The organism is Bacillus sp. FSL K6-1003, from assembly GCF_037964945.1.
GTDB lineage: Bacteria > Bacillota > Bacilli > Bacillales > Bacillaceae > Bacillus > Bacillus mojavensis.
In genome coordinates, this window is record NZ_CP150176.1 from 1,373,503 (window position 1) to 1,390,208 (window position 16,706).

Below are 16,706 nucleotides of genomic sequence, written 5' to 3' on the forward strand. Positions count from 1 at the left end.
AAAATGAGTGAAGTTTCTGTAAAAGCGAAGCTGGCAAAAGAAGCAGCAGCTGAAATGATGATGAAAACAACGGCTGAAAAGAATGAGGCGCTCAGTCTCATTGCAAACGGACTCCGGAAAGAATTGGATTTTCTCTTATCGGAAAATGCAAAAGACATAAAGAACGGAAAAGCAAATGGGTTAACACCCGATGTCATTGACCGTCTCACGCTGGATGAGAAACGCATACGCGACATCGCGGACGCGGTAGAGCTATTGATTGATCTGGCTGACCCAGTCGGCGAATCTCTTGAAACAATTGAAAAAGAGAACGGCCTATTTATTGAAAAAATCCGTGTGCCGCTCGGAGTTGCCGGAATGATTTATGAGGCGAGGCCAAACGTCACAGTTGATGCAGCTACCCTTTGCCTGAAAACAGGGAATGCGGTCGTCCTGCGGGGGAGCTCCTCAGCCATTCACAGCAACAAAGCACTCGTCGGTGTTATTCACAGAGCGCTTGAGAAGTCAGTGCTTCCCATCAACGCTGTGCAGCTGATTGAGGATACGAGCAGAGAGACAGCAAAAGAACTCTTTACGTTAAATGACGGCTTGGATGTATTGATTCCGCGCGGTGGCAAAAAACTGATCGATCTCGTTGTTAGAGAATCAACAGTCCCAGTATTAGAAACCGGAGCCGGCAACTGTCATATTTTCATAGATGAAACGGCAAATCCGGAAATGGCAGAAAGGATCGTTGTAAACGCCAAAACGCAGCGCCCTTCCGTTTGCAACGCGATTGAATCACTGCTGATCCACAAAGCATGGGCAGAGCAGCACGGAAAAGAATTGCTGACGCAGCTGGAAAAAGCGGGAGTCGAAATCCGCGGTGATGAATTCGTATGTGGACTTCATTCTTCAAGCAAACAGGCGTCAGAAGAAGATTGGGGAACGGAATACTTAGGGCCTGTCATCAGTGTAAAGACGGTTGAAAGTGTACAGGAAGCTGTACAGCATATCCAGAAATACGGCACTAATCATTCTGAAGCCATTTTAACTGAAAACGATAAGCATGCAGCTTACTTTCAAACGGCTGTCGATGCCGCCGCGGTTTATCATAACGCGTCGACCCGTTTTACCGATGGCTTTGAATTTGGCTACGGAGCAGAAATCGGCATCAGTACACAAAAGCTTCATGCAAGAGGACCGATGGGTCTTCCTGCATTAACTTCTACAAAATATATCATTAAAGGAACAGGACAAATTCGCGAATAGCGGGGCAATGTTCGATGAAAAAGCTTATCTCGTAACGGGATAAGCTTTTTTTGTTCGCTAAAAAATTGACACAATAAATTAGATTTTGTACAATTAAATTGTACAAAATATATTTAGGGGGATACAAAAATGAGTCAGCCATTATTTACAGCGTCTGTTTCAGCGGTAGGAGGAAGAGAAGGAAAGGTGATTTCATCAGACCGCGTTCTCGAGCTCGATGTCGCAATGCCGGGAACACCGAGAGCAAAGAAATTAGAAAAAGCGACAAATCCGGAGCAGCTGTTTGCGGCAGGTTACGCAGCTTGCTTTGACAGTGCACTTCAGCTTGTAGCAAGAACAGAACGAGTAAAAGTGGAGACAGAGGTTACAGCGCATGTCAGCCTGCTAAAGGATGAAGCAGATCAAGGCTACAAACTGGGTGTGACGCTGCAGGTGAAAGGAAAAGGTGTCAGCGCATCAGAATTACAGGCACTTGTCCAAAAAGCGCACGGTGTCTGCCCTTATTCAAAAGCAACCTCCGGCAATATCGATGTCACATTGGAAGTCGCTGAATAAAAAATGAGGATGCCTCACATAGGGCATCCTCATTTTTTTTGGTGCAGGGTTTCAAGCAATGTATATAGAGCCGATTTTAAGTGTTTTAATTCCTCGCCGGACTGGCCTGAGAGTGCCAGAATCGTTCCCGGAATATCAGCCGCTTTTTCTTTTAATAACGTTCCGTTCTCTGTCAGGCTGATCATCACCAACCGCTCATCCTCTTCAGCTCTTTTTCTTGTAATCAAGTCCTGCTGCTCCATCCGTTTCAGCATCGGTGTCAGCGTTCCGGAATCCAAATACAGAAGCTCGCCCATTTTTTTGACGGAAAGTGTTTCGTGTTCCCACAATAAAAGCAAAGCCAAATATTGAGGGTATGTCACATTCAGCTTTTCAAGCAGCGGCTTGTACTGCTTTGTCATTTCCCGCGAACTCGCATAAAGCAAAAAACAAAGCTGATTCTCTAATTTCATATGATCAAATCCATTTTCCATCTGTGTTCACCAACTCTTTCTGACATTACATACTATTGTAGCTGAAAAACACCACTTTTCCTATTCTCGGCAAACAAAACATGTTTAAAAAGATGTGTATGGGAAATATAACAACTAAAGACAAATAAGGAGGCTGAAAAAATGGCATTATTTACAGCAAAAGCCACTGCTCGCGGTGGACGTTCAGGACATATTCAATCAGATGACGGGGTTCTCGATTTTGACATTGTCATGCCCAATGCAAAAAAAGAAGGACAAACCGGAACAAACCCGGAACAGCTCTTTGCCGCAGGCTATGCAGCATGCTTTGGCGGCGCGCTTGAACACGTGGCCAAAGAACAAAATATTGACATTGATTCAGAAATAGAAGGCCAGGTCAGTCTCATGAAGGATGAGAAAGACGGCGGCTTTAAAATCGGAGTCACACTAGTCGTCAATACAAAGGGATTGGATCGGGATCAGGCCCAAAAGCTTGTCAAGGCTGCTCATGAATTCTGCCCTTATTCTAAAGCAACAAGAGGAAATGTTGATGTGAAATTGGAATTAAAATAATTTGCGGCATCCTGAGAGTTCTCAGGATGTTTTTTTGCGGATAATAACGGATTGGTTATGATCTTTTCGAAGTGTGAATACATGTAGTATAGGTGGATTCAGACTAGAGAAAAGGTGAGCAAATGAAAAGACCGAAGCTGTCAGTTTGTATGATTGTTAAAAATGAAGAACGTCATATTGTCCGCTGTTTAGAAAGCGTGGAGCATATTGCTGATGAAATCATTGTCGTTGATACCGGATCAAACGACCAAACAGAAGAAATTTGCAGAAGTTTTCATGCTCAAGTCTATCATCATCAATGGACACAGGATTATTCGCAGGCAAGAAACATCAGTTTACAGCATGCCAAGGGTGAGTGGATTTTGATTTTGGATGCAGATGAAGAGTTAGACTTGGATACGGGAAGCTTGTTGCGTTCAATGCTGAATGACTGCAGGCAGTCCCTTGGTTACGTAAAGGTTATAAACTATACGGGAAAGCAATGGGGTGAAAACGAAGCATTTGAACAAATGCAGATCAGGCTGATACGGAATCAGCGGAAGATAACTTTTAAGGGAAGAATTTGCGAAAAGCCCGTGGGTGAGGAGGCAAGCGGCGCTTTCTCTCTCCCTTGTGTTATTCACCATTACGGCTATCTGGAGCAGGAGGCAAAGTGTAAGCATAAACACAATGTAAGCATATTGAATACAGAATTATCGTCGTCATATGCCGACCCGCTTCTCATTTATCAAAAAGCAGCTGAGTACGACAGAGGCGGCGAACCGAGCAAAGCCATCCGTCTGGCAATGAATTTCATAAATGAATGTAACAGCAAAAAGCAAATTCCTCCAGCTATTATATATTATATCAAGTTTAAACTCCTCATTGATACTGAACGGTATGAAGAAGCTGAACGGGATATTGATGAAGCGCTGCGGCATTATCCGGATTACAGCACCCTTTACTACTACAAAGGGATAATGATGTATCAGCTTAAAAAAGTCAGAGAAGCCATTACAGCATTTGAATCCTGTCTGCAAACGCAAGGTGAAAACCATCAGTACGTACAGGTGAAAGGAGCCGCTGATTTTCGATCCCTTTGCTGGCTGGGCGTCTGTCACGCTGAATTGAATCAACATATGACAGCAGTTTTATATTTGCAAAAAGCGCTGAAAGCAAACCCGAGGTGTACTCAGGCACAGCAACTGCTCAGCGAATTAACAAAGGATCAGGCCGTACATGCCTGATCCTTTAATATTCTTTTTTATGGTCAACATCCTGCCATGCTTGGAACGGAGACAAATGCTCCGCAAGAGTCACGTGATAAAAGGGGATCGTTCTCTCTTCAGCAGGTTTATCAATTTCTTCATAAATAAATGAATCATCAAATCCTGCTTCAGCAGCATCTGTATGCTCAGCAGCAAAGTAAACGGCTTTCGGCCGGGCCCAGTAGATGGCGCCTAAGCACATGGGGCATGGCTCGCAGCTCGTATACAACATGCAGTCATCCAGCTGGTATGTCCCAAGTGCTTTACAGGCGTTTCGAATAGCAGTCACTTCCGCGTGGGCAGTCGGATCATTGCTTGTAGTGACGTTGTTCTGTCCCTCGGCTATAATAATTCCATCCTTCACGATAACGGCTCCGAAAGGCCCGCCGATTCCAGCTTTCACTCCTTCACGTGCAAGCTCGACAGCCCGCTTTAAAAACGCTTCATGATTCATCCCAAACCCTCCCAGTCGATCGAATGATATAAGTATAGCCGAAAAGAAGTGCAAAAAACATTCTCAAAAAAATGAAAAATAAACAAAATATTTGGGGGATTTGCTAAGATGAAAAAAGGGAGGGGAGCATATGCTGCATTTGTATATTGCCAGGCATGGACAGACGCATTGGAACGTAGACAAAAGGATGCAGGGCTGGCTGTATTCTAGTCTAACAGAACTTGGACTGTACAACGCCCGTGCTCTTGGAAAACGGCTGAAGGATATTGAATTCAATCAGGTTTACATCAGCCCGAGCAAGCGGACAGAAGAGACGGCAAAAGCTATATTGGGATCGCGCCGCCTGCCGCTGTTGAAAGATCGTATATTCAGAGAGATGTCACTGGGGCCTTGGGAAGGGAAAAAACAAGAGGATATTGAAAGAGACGAACCTGATCTTTTTCATGCTTATTTTCATCATCCTGAAGCATATCACCAGCCGGGATGTGAAAGTTTTTTTGACCTTGAAAGCCGGGTAAGACTGGCTCTCCAATCGATTTTAAACAGCCATTCTTCCGGGAATGTTCTTCTGGTTACCCATTCTGTCTTTATATTGATGCTGTTAAATATCATAAAGGGAAGAGGCATTCATGACATATGGAACTCCTCTTACATACATGATACGTCTTTGAGCCTTGTGGCATTTGATAAAAACGGAACAGCCGACATTTTAAAAGAAGGGGATGGAGAGCATCGAAAACCGATTTCCGTTTTCTAAAAGAAAAACCATCTGCATCTGCAGATGGTTTTCATATTAAACAAGCTGTGTCTGCTTGGCTCTTGCCTGTTTTGCCGCTTCAACCATATTTTTTAAGGCTGCGACTGTTTCTTCCTGCTGTCTTGTTTTTAAACCGCAGTCAGGATTTACCCAAAAACGGTCAGTCGGACATACGGCAAGCGCATCAACGATAATGTTGTACATTTCTTCAGTTGACGGGACACGGGGACTGTGAATGTCATAAACACCAAGACCGAGTCCTTTCAAATACGGATGCTCTTTTAAGTAATCCAAAAATCCTCCGTGGCTTCTGCTGTGCTCGATCGTAATAACATCCGCGTCAAGATCATTAATCGTATCGACGATGTCTTCAAAGTTGCTGTAGCACATATGCGTATGAATTTGCGTCTCGTTTTTCACGGAAGAAGTGGTTAATCTGAAGGCTTCTGCCGCCCAAGTCAAATATTCATCCCAATCGTGGGTTTTTAACGGAAGGCCTTCGCGCAGGGCTGGCTCATCGACTTGAATGATTTGAATGCCTGCGTCTTCAAGCGCTTTTACTTCTTTGCGAAGGGCGAGTCCGATTTGGAACGCGATTTCTTTTCTCGAGATATCGTTCCGAGGGAAAGACCAATTTAAAATCGTAACAGGCCCTGTCAGCATTCCTTTTACATGCTTGGATGTTAACGATTGAGCGTATACAGTATCTTTTACTGTCATCGGTTCAATAAACTCTACATCTCCATAAATCACTGGCGGGCGGACACAGCGTGAGCCGTATGATTGAACCCAAGCGTATTTTGTGAAGGCAAAGCCGGCCAGCTTTTCACCGAAGTATTCGACCATGTCTGTCCGTTCGAATTCACCGTGAACAAGAACGTCAAGATCCAATTCTTCCTGAATATCAATCCATCTTTTCGTCTCCGCATTGATAAAGTTTTGGTATTGTTCATCAGACCACTCGTTTTTCCGCCATTTTTGGCGTGCGCTCCGCACTTCAGCAGACTGCGGGAAACTTCCGATCGTAGTCGTCGGCAAAAGCGGGAGGCCGAGAGATTCACTTTGCAGGGATAAACGTTCTTCAAACGGAATCGGGCGCTTGAAGTCTTTATCGCTTAACTGCTCCAGCTCTTTCTTTTGTTCAGAATTGGCGCCTGTTGCAAACTGTTTAAGCGCTTTGATGTCGGCTTTCGCCTGCTGAATTTGCTCACTGATGGCGGCTTTGCCTGATACTAAGCCTTCTTTTAAAGCTGTCAGCTCTGCCAGCTTTTCTTTTGCGTAGGACAATCCGTTCAGCAGATCCTTTTCCAAATGCTCATGTGGGTGTTTCGCTACCGGAACATGAAGCAGGCTGCTGGAAGGCTGAATCCATAGTTCATCAACCTGTGCGAGGCTGAGGATATGAAGCACGGCATCGAGGCGTTCTTCAAGATCCGCTTTCCAAATGTTGCGGCCGTCTATAACGCCGGCTGCCAGCACTTTATCTTTCGGAAAGCCGTGTGCCTTAAGCTGTTCCAGGTTTCTGCCTTTATCATGAACGAAATCAAGCCCGATGCCCTGTACAGGATAAGAAACGAGCTCTTCATAAGCATCAACAGAATCGAAATACGTTTGCAAGAGCACATTCAAGGAAGAAAGCTCATTTGTGATGCTCTCGAATAACTCTTTTACGCCGCGTACATCCTCTGCTGAAGCGGTGACAAGCGCAGGTTCATCAATTTGCACCCATTTTACGCCTTCTTCTTCAAGCTCTTTTAAAAGCTGAACATATAAAGGAACGAGGCGCTTTTGAATTGCTTTAGCTTCAGATGGCTCGTAGCCTTTTGCAAGCGTGACGAACGTATAAGGGCCGACGATAACAGGTTTTGTTTCAACGCCGTACTCCTGTTTGATTCGGCGGTAATCTTCCAGCTGTTTGTTTCTTGTCAGGCGGAACTCTAGGCTCTCGTCATATTCAGGCACGATGTAATGGTAATTTGTATTAAACCATTTTGTCATTTCACTTGATACGGCGTCTTTTATTCCGCGGGCGATGGCGAAGTATGTATCTGTACGGTCAGTCAGGTGTCTGAAGCGTTGCGGGATCCAGTTGAAGCTGACCGCCGTGTCAAGAACGTGATCATACTGTGTGAAATCAGAAACAGGCACAACATCAATCTGCTGGTCAATTTGCGTTTTCACTGCGGATAAGAATAATTCATCGATTTGCTTCAAAAACGTATCTTTATCGCTGTTTCCTTTCCAATACGCTTCAAGCGATTTTTTCCATTCTCTGTTCAGTCCGATTCTTGGGAATCCTAAATTCGATGTTTTGATTGTTGTCATTGTTTCTCCTCCTTTATATGTAAAACACTCTTGTTGACCCGCGGATACAGGCTATTAAGAGGTTTTCTCACAACTAAAAAGCCTCTTTCCCATGAGAGAAAGAGGCTTTTTTACAAAACATATAGCCTCTCTCATCTCTCAGAAACAATCTGATGGAATTAGCACCGTGCCTTAAGAGATATAAATCTCGGCGCGAAAATCAGTGCGCCCCATTTCACAATGGAATTACGGTCGGTTGCTGTTGGGGTCAAAAGGCCAATCCCTCGCCCAACTCTCGATAAGAGAAAATGTTATTAATTTTTTGAAAAGTTGAATCATTTGTTGGTAATCTTAACAGCAAGTCAAATTCATTGTCAACAGAGATTTTAAATTTTATTTTACAAATTACGGGATATATTATATGAGAAAAATAATATTATAGGGTCAGTAAATGTGACTGCTCTGCTTTCTCCGACAGCTCATCAGGAGCAGTTAAATACAGGAATCCATTCCCCGCCAATGTTTTTGCGATATCGAGCGGAAGTGTCCTGCGGATCAGCTGCGCATAAAGCTCAGATTCAGAAAGCTCTCTTTGAAAAGATTCTTCTTCAAAGCTTTTAATTAAAGCAAGCGCTCCGCTGACATGAGGGGCAGCCATTGAAGTGCCCGTCAGCTTCCCGTATTTCTTGTTGGGAAGAGTGGATAAAATGTTTTCACCAGGTGCAACAAGATCAATTTCTTTGTTTGCGTTTGAAAATTCTGACGATTCTCGCGCTACTGAAACCGATCCAACCGCAATCACATCATTATACGCAGCAGGATAGGAAAGCTCCTCTGTGCGTTCATCGCCGTCACCTTCATTTCCCGCTGCGCAAACGACAAGCACTCCGTTTTTGACGGCGTTTTTGACCGCTTCCTGCAGTTCAGGCACATCGCTCGGTCCGCCAAGGGACATTGAGATGATATCAGCCTTTTGCTCAACAGCATAGTTAATTCCGTTAATAATCCATTCGTACTTTCCGCTGCCGTTTTCACCGCCAAGCACCTTTACAATTAAAAGGCTTGCCTCAGGCGCGACTCCGGCGATGCCGCCGTTCGAATCGTTAGCAGCAATCGTTCCGGCAACGTGAGTGCCGTGTCCGTTGTAGTCGGAAATGGCATCTTCCTTGCCGCCGTCATCATCTGTGAAATTCTTGCCGCCGATGATTTGGTTTTTCAGATCGGGATGGCTTGTATCGCAGCCGGTGTCCAATACAGCAATTTTTACATCTTTGCCTTTAACCCCTTTTGCCCACACTTCTGGCGCCTTAATCACTTTAATGCCCTCAGGAAGCTCGTTCACATCCATGATCTGCTCATTCGTCACATACGGGATCAAGCGGATTTCACCATTCATAAAAAAGCCCTCCTTTTTTATGCCTGCAAGTGGATACAAGGGTGTTATCTCACATTATATGAAAAAAACAGCCGCTCGGACAGAGTCGTTTGAAGCATTTTGAAAAAATAGGATACAATCCAATGGATTAGTCATTTTCAAAATAATGGGTGGGTTTAGCGTGTATGACTGGGATTCAGCTGTCAGTCAAGTTATAATAGAAGCTGGGAAAGGAGCAGTGTGATGAAACTGAATGAAAAAATATTTGCGTTTTTTTCTGAGCATGTAGAACAAATGGCTGAGGAATGGATTGACACAATGGAGGAAAGCGATCCGAATTCAATTTATGCCTTACATAATGCAACTGTAACCGAGGAGCTGAAAGAGCAGGACAGAGAGTTCTACCGGCATCTGAATTACATGTATGTTTTGCCGGAAAAACAATTTCTCGATGAATTTCAACAATGGGTTATTGAGCTGACGAATGATCAAAAACATCTCGATACCCCGGTGCAATACGTCATCCGTGAGTTTATGAGAAACCGAAGATTATATACGAAGTATTTTGAGAAATTCGCAAAAGAAAACGAGGCGGCATTTGGACCGGGAGAAAAACAAAAATGGGCTAATTTGATTGTGAAAGTTTTTGATTTTACCATTTATACATTCGTCGATCACGCTGAATCGAATGCAAAACAGCAATTAAATGCCCAGAGAGAAATGATACTGGAATTAAGTTCGCCTGTCATTACTCTGAGCAAAACGACAGCTCTGCTGCCGCTTGTCGGTGATATTGATACTGAACGGGCAAAGTTTATTCTCGAGAACACGCTTAGTGCATGTGCGAAAAGACGCATTGAGCATCTGTTAATCGATCTTTCAGGTGTCGTGGTTGTTGATACAATGGTGGCGCATCAAATCTTTAAATTGATTGAGGCGCTTACTTTAATCGGTGTCAGATCCACATTGTCTGGAATCAGGCCAGAAATCGCGCAAACCGCTGTACAGCTTGGTATTGATTTTACGAACATTAATATTAAAACCAATCTTGCCCAAGCATTGAACTATCATCAATAATGAGAAAGCCGCTATTCAACATAGCGGCTTTTTTATGAGGTAAAACATAAAGACACAAGAAAAGATCCTGCGAATAACAAGAGAACGATGAAAAAGAACAGCCAGTCGCGCAGGCTGACGGTAAGCGACCGGTAATACGTCCGGTTTCGGCTGCCTGTAAATCCTTTTGATTCCATCGCAAGAGCTGTTCGTTCCGCTTTTCTGATCGCACTTGCTAATAGCGGGATTGTATAGCGCTTTAACGCGCTTATTTTTTCTTTTAAGCCATTTTCCGCCGCCCCGCCTCGGATTTTATGTGCCTGCTGGATCAGCTGGACCTCCTCTTTTAACAGAGGGAGAAAACGAAATCCGGCAATGACGCCATATGCGAGCTTCGGGGACAGCTTACACTGTTGCACAAGACTCAGCATAAATAGAATCGGATCGGTTGTAAAAACAAACATCATCGATAAGGCAGAAAAGCACAAAATCCGAAACCCGAGTGAGATGCCGACAGCCACATTTTCACTGTTGATCGAAAAAGGGCCGGCTTGGAACAGAATATTATCTGCAGTCGTCGGAATTTTGCCGAAAACAGCGGCTGTCCATACGCAGCCGAATGCTAAAATCAAAAACGGAATCGTGAACAAAAGCCATTTTTTCAGCGGTATTCTGGCCGCAAACAGGACACCCGCAACAATTATGATATAAAAGCATGCCGGTGTGTAAGGATTGTAAATAAACGACAGCATGACGACACAGCAAAAAACCGCCGCTGCTTTTACTGCCGGGTTAATGAGATGTAACGGCTGCTTCACCACGCACCTCCTGCTGGTATGTCATCCATTCATATCGAAGGGGGAGGGTGAGCTTTGCTTTTTGGACGAGCCCCGCTTCCTTAGAAAATAATTGTTCCGGTGTTCCGTCAAAGGCCAAATGTGTGTTGTGAAGCACAAGCACGCTGTCAGCATATGAAGATACAAGCTCCATATCGTGTGTGATCATAAGAACAGCGGTGCCTTCTGCCTGGATATGCTGAATCATCTCCATACATTCAGCCGCTGTTTTGGCGTCTTGGCCAAAGGTCGGTTCGTCTAAAAGCAAGACCTTTACATCATGCATCAGCATGGTAGCGACACTCAGCCGCCGTTTTTGCCCTTGGCTGATCGCAAACGGATGGTGGTCCGCCAAATGTGCAAGACCGAAGCGTTGCAGCAGATTCTGCGCTCTTTTCTCGGTTTCGGCATTTGCCTTATGGCCGAACAGCAGCTCATCATATACTGTATCAGTCACAAACTGGTGCTCTGGATTTTGGAAAACAAACCCCAATTGTTTACGAAGCTCTTTTTCTTTGTAAGACTCCAGCGGCTTATCATGCAGAAGAATCTTGCCGCTATTCGCTTTGAGCAAACGTGCGAGAACAGATAGCAGCGTAGATTTTCCTGTGCCGTTTGGCCCGACAAGTGCCGTCAAAGAGCCTGCACGCAATGAAAAACTGATGTCTTTGAAAATGGTCTGCTGTCCTCTTGAAAACGATAAGTTCTTGACCTGCACTGCATGTTCAGCAGAAAGAACCACAGCTTCTTCAGTATGCCCAGCAGGGAAGGGTTCCTTGAACAGCGTTTCCTTTGACAATGTAAACGGGATAATCACATTTTCTTGTAAGTCACAAATTTTTGGCACAGCGATTCCCATTGTTCTTAACATGTTTGAATGATGCTGAAACATATCCGTAGTCGGCCCGTCTAAGGCTTTCTTGCCTGCTCCATTCAGTACGATTGTTCTTTCAACCCAAGGCGCCCACTCATCAAGCTGATGTTCGATGACGAGAAGGCCGAAGCTTTTTTCCTGCTGAAGCTCTTTGATCATTTGAACGAATTCCCGCGCTGAATAAGGATCTAAAAGGGAAGTCGGTTCATCCAGAATAATGAGCTCAGGCTCCATCGCCAAAATACAGGCGAGCGCGACTTTTTGCTTCAGTCCCCCTGACAGAGTAGAAATTGTGCTTTTCTTTAAATGAGAGATGTGTAATTTATCCAGAACCGCATCAATTTTCTTTGCCATTTCTTCTTGAGGAATTTGCAAATTTTCCAATCCGAAGGCGATTTCGTCCTCCACTGTCAGCATACAAAACTGCTGATCAGGGTCCTGAAAGACGACTCCGACATGCTGAGCGATCGTTTCAGAGGTTTGATCATCAGTGATCGGTTTTTGAAATAAGAATACATGCCCGGACAGCACCCCGTCACAAGCTTCGGGGTAAAGTCCGTTTAAACAGAGGGCAAGCGAGCTTTTTCCGCACCCGCTCGGTCCTAACAATAAAGCGCATTCTCCTTTTAGGAGCTCAAACGTTATCTCTTGAAAAATCGGTTTCTCGTTTTCTTCATATGAAAAACGAAGCCGGTCAACCGAAAGTAACGTATTATAGGCTTGCATGATTAGATACCCGTTTCCGTTTCTTTTTCAGTTCCTTTCCCAGCGCCATTCCGTTTAAGACGCCCGTATATGCGAGAGAATCGCTGATAGCTTTTCCAAGAAGTCCGGCTAGAACCGCACCTGAAACGAGACGGATCACAAGCATAATGAGCAGGTAGCCTGGTGAATACGCCGCATAACCGGAAACAAAGAGATCATAAATAAAGCTGGCCACCGAAGACCCCATACCCGCCAGAAGCAGCACAGGAAGGGAATATGCTTTCCAGCGTGTCGCAAGAAATACTGCTTCCGCTCCGAGACCTTGAACAACGCCGATCACGATAACCATCGGGCCTGAAGGATTTCCCAGCAAACATTCAACGAGAGCTGCGATGACTTCAGATACAAGGGCAGCCCCCGGTTTGCGAATGATGTACGCGGCAATCACCGACACGATAAACCAAATGCCGTATATCGGTTCATAAGCGATGGGCCCGAACATCCCTGCAAGTACGTTTCCAAAATGAGTGAATACTAAATAAACAATGGCAAAAACAATACTGATTACAGACATGATGACAATTTCTTTTACTTTCCAGCTTTTCATTTTATCCCTGCTTTCTGTTTTCTTGATGGACTGTTTGCCGAGAAGTTCACGGTCATTGTGACGTGTGTTGTTTGCTGATTTGCCATGCGGAAAGCGGCTTCCAGCGTTCGGAACACGTCGTGTGCATCTCCGTCTAGCTCACTTGCGTAATGAACACCCTGTACAAAGGTGCCGTCAGCCTTAGCGATTTCAACAGCTTTCATGATGATGTCCATATAATCCGGCTCATTCATCGGATAAAGTGCAAATTGGCATGGAGCCTCTGCTTTCAGGGTATGGACAAATTCTTCGTTGACACGCTTTTCATCTGCTGTCAGAAATGTATCTCCTTGTGTATCGCCGGGGCAGCCGATGGAAAACGTCCCGTTCATAACGATGTGTTTTTCGCTATTTGCTGCATAAAGGTAGATGGCTTTGGCGGCGTCGAATACATGCTCGATCGATCCGCGCAAAACTGTGCTGATATGATCGGTTTTTGTCCAAACCTTTGACGTATCGGTTTTTTTCAGCGCAGACTTGATCACACTGATAAAATCATCCGTCATTGGGTATAAAGAGAACCGAAAACCGGCGATTCTGCTTGTACCGCATAAGTTGTCCATTTCACTGACCTCCTGTTTTTTTGGTAAAATAAAAAACTGCATATCCTTAGGGAATATGCAGTCATAGATCGAGTAAGCGCACGAAAAAATACACCTTTCGGTCAACCTGCACTTCCCCACGCTGGTATTATCCAGATCGGGTCATAAGGGATCAAAGCGCGTTTGTTCGCGCTTTATCTCAGCCATAACAGCACCCCTAGTGCTTTCCGTATACAATTTTTTATTTTGACATCATAATAGATGATAAGAATCATTTTGTAAACAATGAAATCATTTTTTTCATATAGGAACATGAGAGGATGAGCGGATTTGGAAAAAGGGCACATATTAATTGTGGAAGATGAAGAAAAAATCGCCAGGGTCCTTCAGCTTGAATTGGAATATGAAGGATACAGCGTGACCATCAAACATAATGGCACTGAAGGGCTTGACGCGGCCGCCGAAGGTTCGTATTCCCTGCTGCTGCTTGATGTCATGCTGCCTGGGATGAGCGGGCTTGAAGTGCTGCGCCGGCTGAGGAAAACAGATCAAGGAACACCGGTTATTTTATTAACCGCCCGCGACAGCATTCCAGATAAGGTAACAGGGCTGGACATCGGTGCGAATGACTATGTCACCAAGCCGTTTGAAATTGAAGAATTGCTTGCCAGAATCAGAGCGGCACTTCGCCAAACCGGAAGCAAAACAGAGGATATCGGCACATTTTTGACATATGACGATTTGCAAGTAAACGAGAAAACACGTGAAGTCAGACGGGGAGACAAAGAAGTTGAATTAACGCCCCGGGAATTTGATTTGCTTGTCTATATGCTGAAGCATCCGCAACAAGTGCTGACGAGGGAGCAAATTCTCAGCTCTGTATGGGGGTTTGATTACATCGGTGATACAAATGTCGTCGACGTGTACATAAGGTATATCAGAAAAAAATTGGACTATCCTTACGAAAAACAGCTGATTCATACCGTGCGCGGAGTCGGCTATACCATTAAGGGGTAAATGATGAAGCTGAAGACTAAGATTCATCTTTATACATCTATTTGGCTGTTGATTTTATTAATGTTGGTCCATACTGCGGTCTATCTCATTTTTTCATCGGCACTCACCTCAAAGGATGCAGCCCGTCTTGCTGATGAAACGGACAATATCGCCGAAGCTCTTCATACCGCCGAAACACAAGGAGTGGCTTTGCAGGATATGCTGCAGGCGTATCTTCCGGCAAACGGAATGGTACGGATAGTGAATGCGGATCAGAAAGCCGTTATGACCATCACCAAGGAAAAAGCATATAAAGACTTCCCTCTTACTTTTCACAGCGGAGAAACGACAGACGTGACAAAGCATAAAGGCAAACTGTTTGCAGCAGCAGCTGTCCCTGTTATCTGGACAGATGGACAAGTCGTATCTCTTCAGCTCGTGGAAAGGCTGGAGCATACAGAAGAAAGTCTTTTTCTGCTAAAATTTATTTTAATTGCGGCCAGCGCAGCGGTCTGTATCGCTTCCTTCTTTGCCGGCAGCTTACTCGCCCGCCACATCATCAATCCAATCAGACAATTGGTGACAACGATGAAAGACATCCAGAGAGAAAAAGCATTCAAAACAATTTCTCTGGAAGGACAGTCGCACGACGAATTATATCAAATGGGGCTGACTTTTAATGAGATGGCGAGCATGCTGAAAGAGCACTACGACAAACAGCAGCAATTCGTCCAAGACGCTTCACACGAGCTGAAAACCCCGCTCACCATTATTGAAAGCTACAGCAATCTAATGAAACGCTGGGGGGCAAAAAGGCCTGAAGTGCTTGAGGAATCCATTGAAGCCATTCATTCGGAAGCGATCCATATGAAAAAACTGACCAATCAGCTGCTTACGCTGGCCAAGAGCCATAAAGAACTGGAGCTTGATCTGAAAACGGTTGACCTGGTCGAAATGTCGCGCGCCGTCATACAAACACTCCAGCCGGTTTATAAACGTGACATTTTTCTCGAGGCGGGCAAAGAGCATTTGCTCGTAACGGCAGATGAAGAACGCATAAAGCAGCTGCTGACGATTTTGCTTGATAATGCCATAAAGTATAGTGACAAGGGCATTGTGATTGCCGCAGGAACCAAAAACAGCCGGCCGTTTTTGTCTGTAAGGGATGAAGGGATCGGCATACCTGAGGAGCATCTCCCGCACCTGTTTGAACGTTTTTACCGGGCGGATGAGGCGCGTAACCGCAAAACAGGCGGAACGGGTTTAGGTCTATCCATTGCCAAACATATTGCTGATGAGCATGGCATTGACCTGTCTGTAAAAAGCAAACCAGGTCAGGGAACAAATGTCACAATGCAATTTAGAGAACAGAATGGGGGAGCGCTATGACAAAACGTATGAAAACAGGAGCTGCGGCGGCAGCCGTTTTAGCCATTGTCATCTGCGCGGTTCTTATCATTCAGCAGACTCATGAGGACGCGCTGTCAAAGGAGGCAGTCATAAAAAAAGTAGAAGCCTCCTATGAAGGCGACATCACAAAAGTGACGCGATCCAATGATAAAAAAACGTATGATATGACTCTGGAAAATCCAAAAGGAATTTATTTTCTGAAAGCTGATGCTAAATCGGGTGACATATTGTCAATGAACAGAGTGAAAGAGACGAACACATCTGACATGACAGAAAAAGAAGCTGAGCAGCTTGCTCTGGTGCGGGTGCCGGGCACCGTCAAAAAACACACGCGAAAACATGGAGTTGCGTCGTATACCATTCAAAAAAATAATGGGGAAACATACGAAGTGAAGGTAGATATGAAGACAAAAGCGGTGGTGTCCGCTGATAAAATCAGCAGCAAAGACAAACAAAAGACAACAATTTCGGAAAAAGAGGCAAAAGCCATTGCAGAGCGTGAAGCTGGAGGAAAAGCAGATGACGCCGATTTGGAAGAAAGCGAAGGCACTCTCTTGTTTGAAGTAGATGTTGATCTCCCAAATGACAAGGAAGCTACAGTGAAAATAAACGCCTATACCGGCAAAGTTTCTAATATTATCTATGAAGACTAATGGTTTTCTCATCAAATTCT

The 16,706-nt window shown here is 44.7% G+C and carries 17 protein-coding genes and 2 riboswitches; of the genes, 9 read left to right on the top strand and 8 right to left on the bottom strand.

What is annotated here, in order from left to right:
• Positions 1 to 3 precede the first annotated feature (3 nt).
• Positions 4 to 1,251 carry a glutamate-5-semialdehyde dehydrogenase gene (gene proA, locus NSU16_RS07130; RefSeq protein WP_326197171.1) on the top strand — a complete coding sequence of 416 codons (1,248 nt, stop codon included), beginning with the start codon at positions 4 to 6 and terminating at the stop codon, positions 1,249 to 1,251.
• 129 nt (positions 1,252 to 1,380) lie between these two features.
• Complete coding sequence (locus tag NSU16_RS07135; RefSeq protein WP_010333956.1) at positions 1,381 to 1,806, top strand: organic hydroperoxide resistance protein; 426 nt, start codon at positions 1,381 to 1,383, stop codon at positions 1,804 to 1,806.
• Between the two features lie 29 nt (positions 1,807 to 1,835).
• Here the strand turns inward: NSU16_RS07135 and NSU16_RS07140 are convergent, their stop codons facing one another.
• Complete coding sequence (locus tag NSU16_RS07140) at positions 1,836 to 2,279, bottom strand: MarR family transcriptional regulator (protein WP_326197169.1); 444 nt, start codon at positions 2,277 to 2,279, stop codon at positions 1,836 to 1,838.
• 141 nt (positions 2,280 to 2,420) lie between these two features.
• On the opposite strand from NSU16_RS07140, the gene NSU16_RS07145 reads away from it, so the two are divergent.
• Entirely contained in the window at positions 2,421 to 2,831 is a 411-nt protein-coding gene (locus NSU16_RS07145) for an organic hydroperoxide resistance protein (protein ID WP_339192433.1), read from the top strand.
• 122 nt (positions 2,832 to 2,953) lie between these two features.
• Positions 2,954 to 4,057 (top strand): glycosyltransferase, encoded by a 1,104-nt coding sequence (locus tag NSU16_RS07150; protein ID WP_339192434.1) that lies wholly within the window; start codon positions 2,954 to 2,956, stop codon positions 4,055 to 4,057.
• A gap of 4 nt (positions 4,058 to 4,061) precedes the next feature.
• Here NSU16_RS07150 and NSU16_RS07155 read toward each other — a convergent pair whose 3' ends face one another.
• Positions 4,062 to 4,532, bottom strand: coding sequence for a nucleoside deaminase (locus NSU16_RS07155; RefSeq protein ID WP_268448652.1), 471 nt, complete (start codon positions 4,530 to 4,532; stop codon positions 4,062 to 4,064).
• Positions 4,533 to 4,662: 130 nt separating this feature from the next.
• Here NSU16_RS07155 and NSU16_RS07160 point away from each other — a divergent pair, with 130 nt between their 5' ends.
• On the top strand, positions 4,663 to 5,289 hold the full coding sequence (locus NSU16_RS07160; RefSeq protein ID WP_339192435.1) for a histidine phosphatase family protein: 627 nt from the start codon (positions 4,663 to 4,665) through the stop codon (positions 5,287 to 5,289).
• Between the two features lie 36 nt (positions 5,290 to 5,325).
• On the opposite strand, the gene metE is transcribed toward NSU16_RS07160, so the two are convergent.
• Positions 5,326 to 7,614: a 5-methyltetrahydropteroyltriglutamate--homocysteine S-methyltransferase gene (gene metE, locus NSU16_RS07165; protein WP_339192436.1), complete on the bottom strand. Its 2,289-nt coding sequence runs from the start codon at positions 7,612 to 7,614 to the stop codon at positions 5,326 to 5,328.
• A 128-nt stretch (positions 7,615 to 7,742) separates the two neighbouring features.
• Positions 7,743 to 7,898, bottom strand: a riboswitch (SAM riboswitch).
• 131 nt (positions 7,899 to 8,029) lie between these two features.
• Positions 8,030 to 8,989, bottom strand: coding sequence for a serine protease Isp (gene isp, locus NSU16_RS07170; RefSeq protein WP_286058635.1), 960 nt, complete (start codon positions 8,987 to 8,989; stop codon positions 8,030 to 8,032).
• 222 nt (positions 8,990 to 9,211) lie between these two features.
• Between isp and NSU16_RS07175 the strand changes: the two genes are divergently transcribed.
• Entirely contained in the window at positions 9,212 to 10,045 is an 834-nt protein-coding gene (locus NSU16_RS07175; RefSeq protein WP_339192437.1) for an STAS domain-containing protein, read from the top strand.
• A gap of 32 nt (positions 10,046 to 10,077) precedes the next feature.
• Here the strand turns inward: NSU16_RS07175 and NSU16_RS07180 are convergent, their stop codons facing one another.
• Genes NSU16_RS07180 through NSU16_RS07195 form a run of 4 tightly spaced genes read right to left on the bottom strand, consistent with a single transcriptional unit; the run spans position 10,078 to position 13,648 of the window.
• Entirely contained in the window at positions 10,078 to 10,842 is a 765-nt protein-coding gene (locus NSU16_RS07180) for a CbiQ family ECF transporter T component (RefSeq protein WP_326191897.1), read from the bottom strand.
• Entirely contained in the window at positions 10,817 to 12,460 is a 1,644-nt protein-coding gene (locus NSU16_RS07185) for an ABC transporter ATP-binding protein (RefSeq protein ID WP_339192438.1), read from the bottom strand. The genes NSU16_RS07180 and NSU16_RS07185 overlap by 26 nt, the downstream gene beginning before the upstream one ends.
• Complete coding sequence (locus NSU16_RS07190; RefSeq protein ID WP_268505495.1) at positions 12,447 to 13,046, bottom strand: ECF transporter S component; 600 nt, start codon at positions 13,044 to 13,046, stop codon at positions 12,447 to 12,449. Before NSU16_RS07190 ends, NSU16_RS07185 begins: the two co-directional genes overlap by 14 nt.
• Positions 13,043 to 13,648 carry a YkoF family thiamine/hydroxymethylpyrimidine-binding protein gene (locus NSU16_RS07195; RefSeq protein ID WP_168747580.1) on the bottom strand — a complete coding sequence of 202 codons (606 nt, stop codon included), beginning with the start codon at positions 13,646 to 13,648 and terminating at the stop codon, positions 13,043 to 13,045. The genes NSU16_RS07190 and NSU16_RS07195 overlap by 4 nt, the downstream gene beginning before the upstream one ends.
• Positions 13,649 to 13,744: 96 nt before the next feature.
• Positions 13,745 to 13,856: riboswitch (TPP riboswitch) on the bottom strand.
• Between the two features lie 101 nt (positions 13,857 to 13,957).
• On the opposite strand from NSU16_RS07195, the gene ykoG reads away from it, so the two are divergent.
• Genes ykoG through NSU16_RS07210 form a run of 3 tightly spaced genes read left to right on the top strand, consistent with a single transcriptional unit; the run spans position 13,958 to position 16,686 of the window.
• Complete coding sequence (ykoG, locus tag NSU16_RS07200) at positions 13,958 to 14,644, top strand: two-component system response regulator YkoG (protein WP_010333969.1); 687 nt, start codon at positions 13,958 to 13,960, stop codon at positions 14,642 to 14,644.
• Between the two features lie 3 nt (positions 14,645 to 14,647).
• Positions 14,648 to 16,012: an ATP-binding protein gene (locus tag NSU16_RS07205; RefSeq protein ID WP_339192663.1), complete on the top strand. Its 1,365-nt coding sequence runs from the start codon at positions 14,648 to 14,650 to the stop codon at positions 16,010 to 16,012.
• Complete coding sequence (locus NSU16_RS07210) at positions 16,009 to 16,686, top strand: PepSY domain-containing protein (protein ID WP_339192440.1); 678 nt, start codon at positions 16,009 to 16,011, stop codon at positions 16,684 to 16,686. Before NSU16_RS07205 ends, NSU16_RS07210 begins: the two co-directional genes overlap by 4 nt.
• Positions 16,687 to 16,706 lie beyond the last annotated feature (20 nt).

Bases quoted from the DNA above. Each gene is read 5' to 3' on its own strand.
- proA (WP_326197171.1), top strand. From the start codon at position 4: ATGAGTGAAGTTTCTGTAAAAGCGAAGCTGGCAAAAGAAGCAGCAGCT.
- NSU16_RS07135 (WP_010333956.1), top strand. From the start codon at position 1,381: ATGAGTCAGCCATTATTTACAGCGTCTGTTTCAGCGGTAGGAGGAAGA.
- NSU16_RS07140 (WP_326197169.1), bottom strand. From the start codon at position 2,279: ATGGAAAATGGATTTGATCATATGAAATTAGAGAATCAGCTTTGTTTT.
- NSU16_RS07145 (WP_339192433.1), top strand. From the start codon at position 2,421: ATGGCATTATTTACAGCAAAAGCCACTGCTCGCGGTGGACGTTCAGGA.
- NSU16_RS07150 (WP_339192434.1), top strand. From the start codon at position 2,954: ATGAAAAGACCGAAGCTGTCAGTTTGTATGATTGTTAAAAATGAAGAA.
- NSU16_RS07155 (WP_268448652.1), bottom strand. From the start codon at position 4,532: ATGAATCATGAAGCGTTTTTAAAGCGGGCTGTCGAGCTTGCACGTGAA.
- NSU16_RS07160 (WP_339192435.1), top strand. From the start codon at position 4,663: ATGCTGCATTTGTATATTGCCAGGCATGGACAGACGCATTGGAACGTA.
- metE (WP_339192436.1), bottom strand. From the start codon at position 7,614: ATGACAACAATCAAAACATCGAATTTAGGATTCCCAAGAATCGGACTG.
- isp (WP_286058635.1), bottom strand. From the start codon at position 8,989: ATGAATGGTGAAATCCGCTTGATCCCGTATGTGACGAATGAGCAGATC.
- NSU16_RS07175 (WP_339192437.1), top strand. From the start codon at position 9,212: ATGAAACTGAATGAAAAAATATTTGCGTTTTTTTCTGAGCATGTAGAA.
- NSU16_RS07185 (WP_339192438.1), bottom strand. From the start codon at position 12,460: ATGCAAGCCTATAATACGTTACTTTCGGTTGACCGGCTTCGTTTTTCA.
- NSU16_RS07190 (WP_268505495.1), bottom strand. From the start codon at position 13,046: ATGAAAAGCTGGAAAGTAAAAGAAATTGTCATCATGTCTGTAATCAGT.
- NSU16_RS07195 (WP_168747580.1), bottom strand. From the start codon at position 13,648: ATGGACAACTTATGCGGTACAAGCAGAATCGCCGGTTTTCGGTTCTCT.
- NSU16_RS07205 (WP_339192663.1), top strand. From the start codon at position 14,648: ATGAAGCTGAAGACTAAGATTCATCTTTATACATCTATTTGGCTGTTG.
- NSU16_RS07210 (WP_339192440.1), top strand. From the start codon at position 16,009: ATGACAAAACGTATGAAAACAGGAGCTGCGGCGGCAGCCGTTTTAGCC.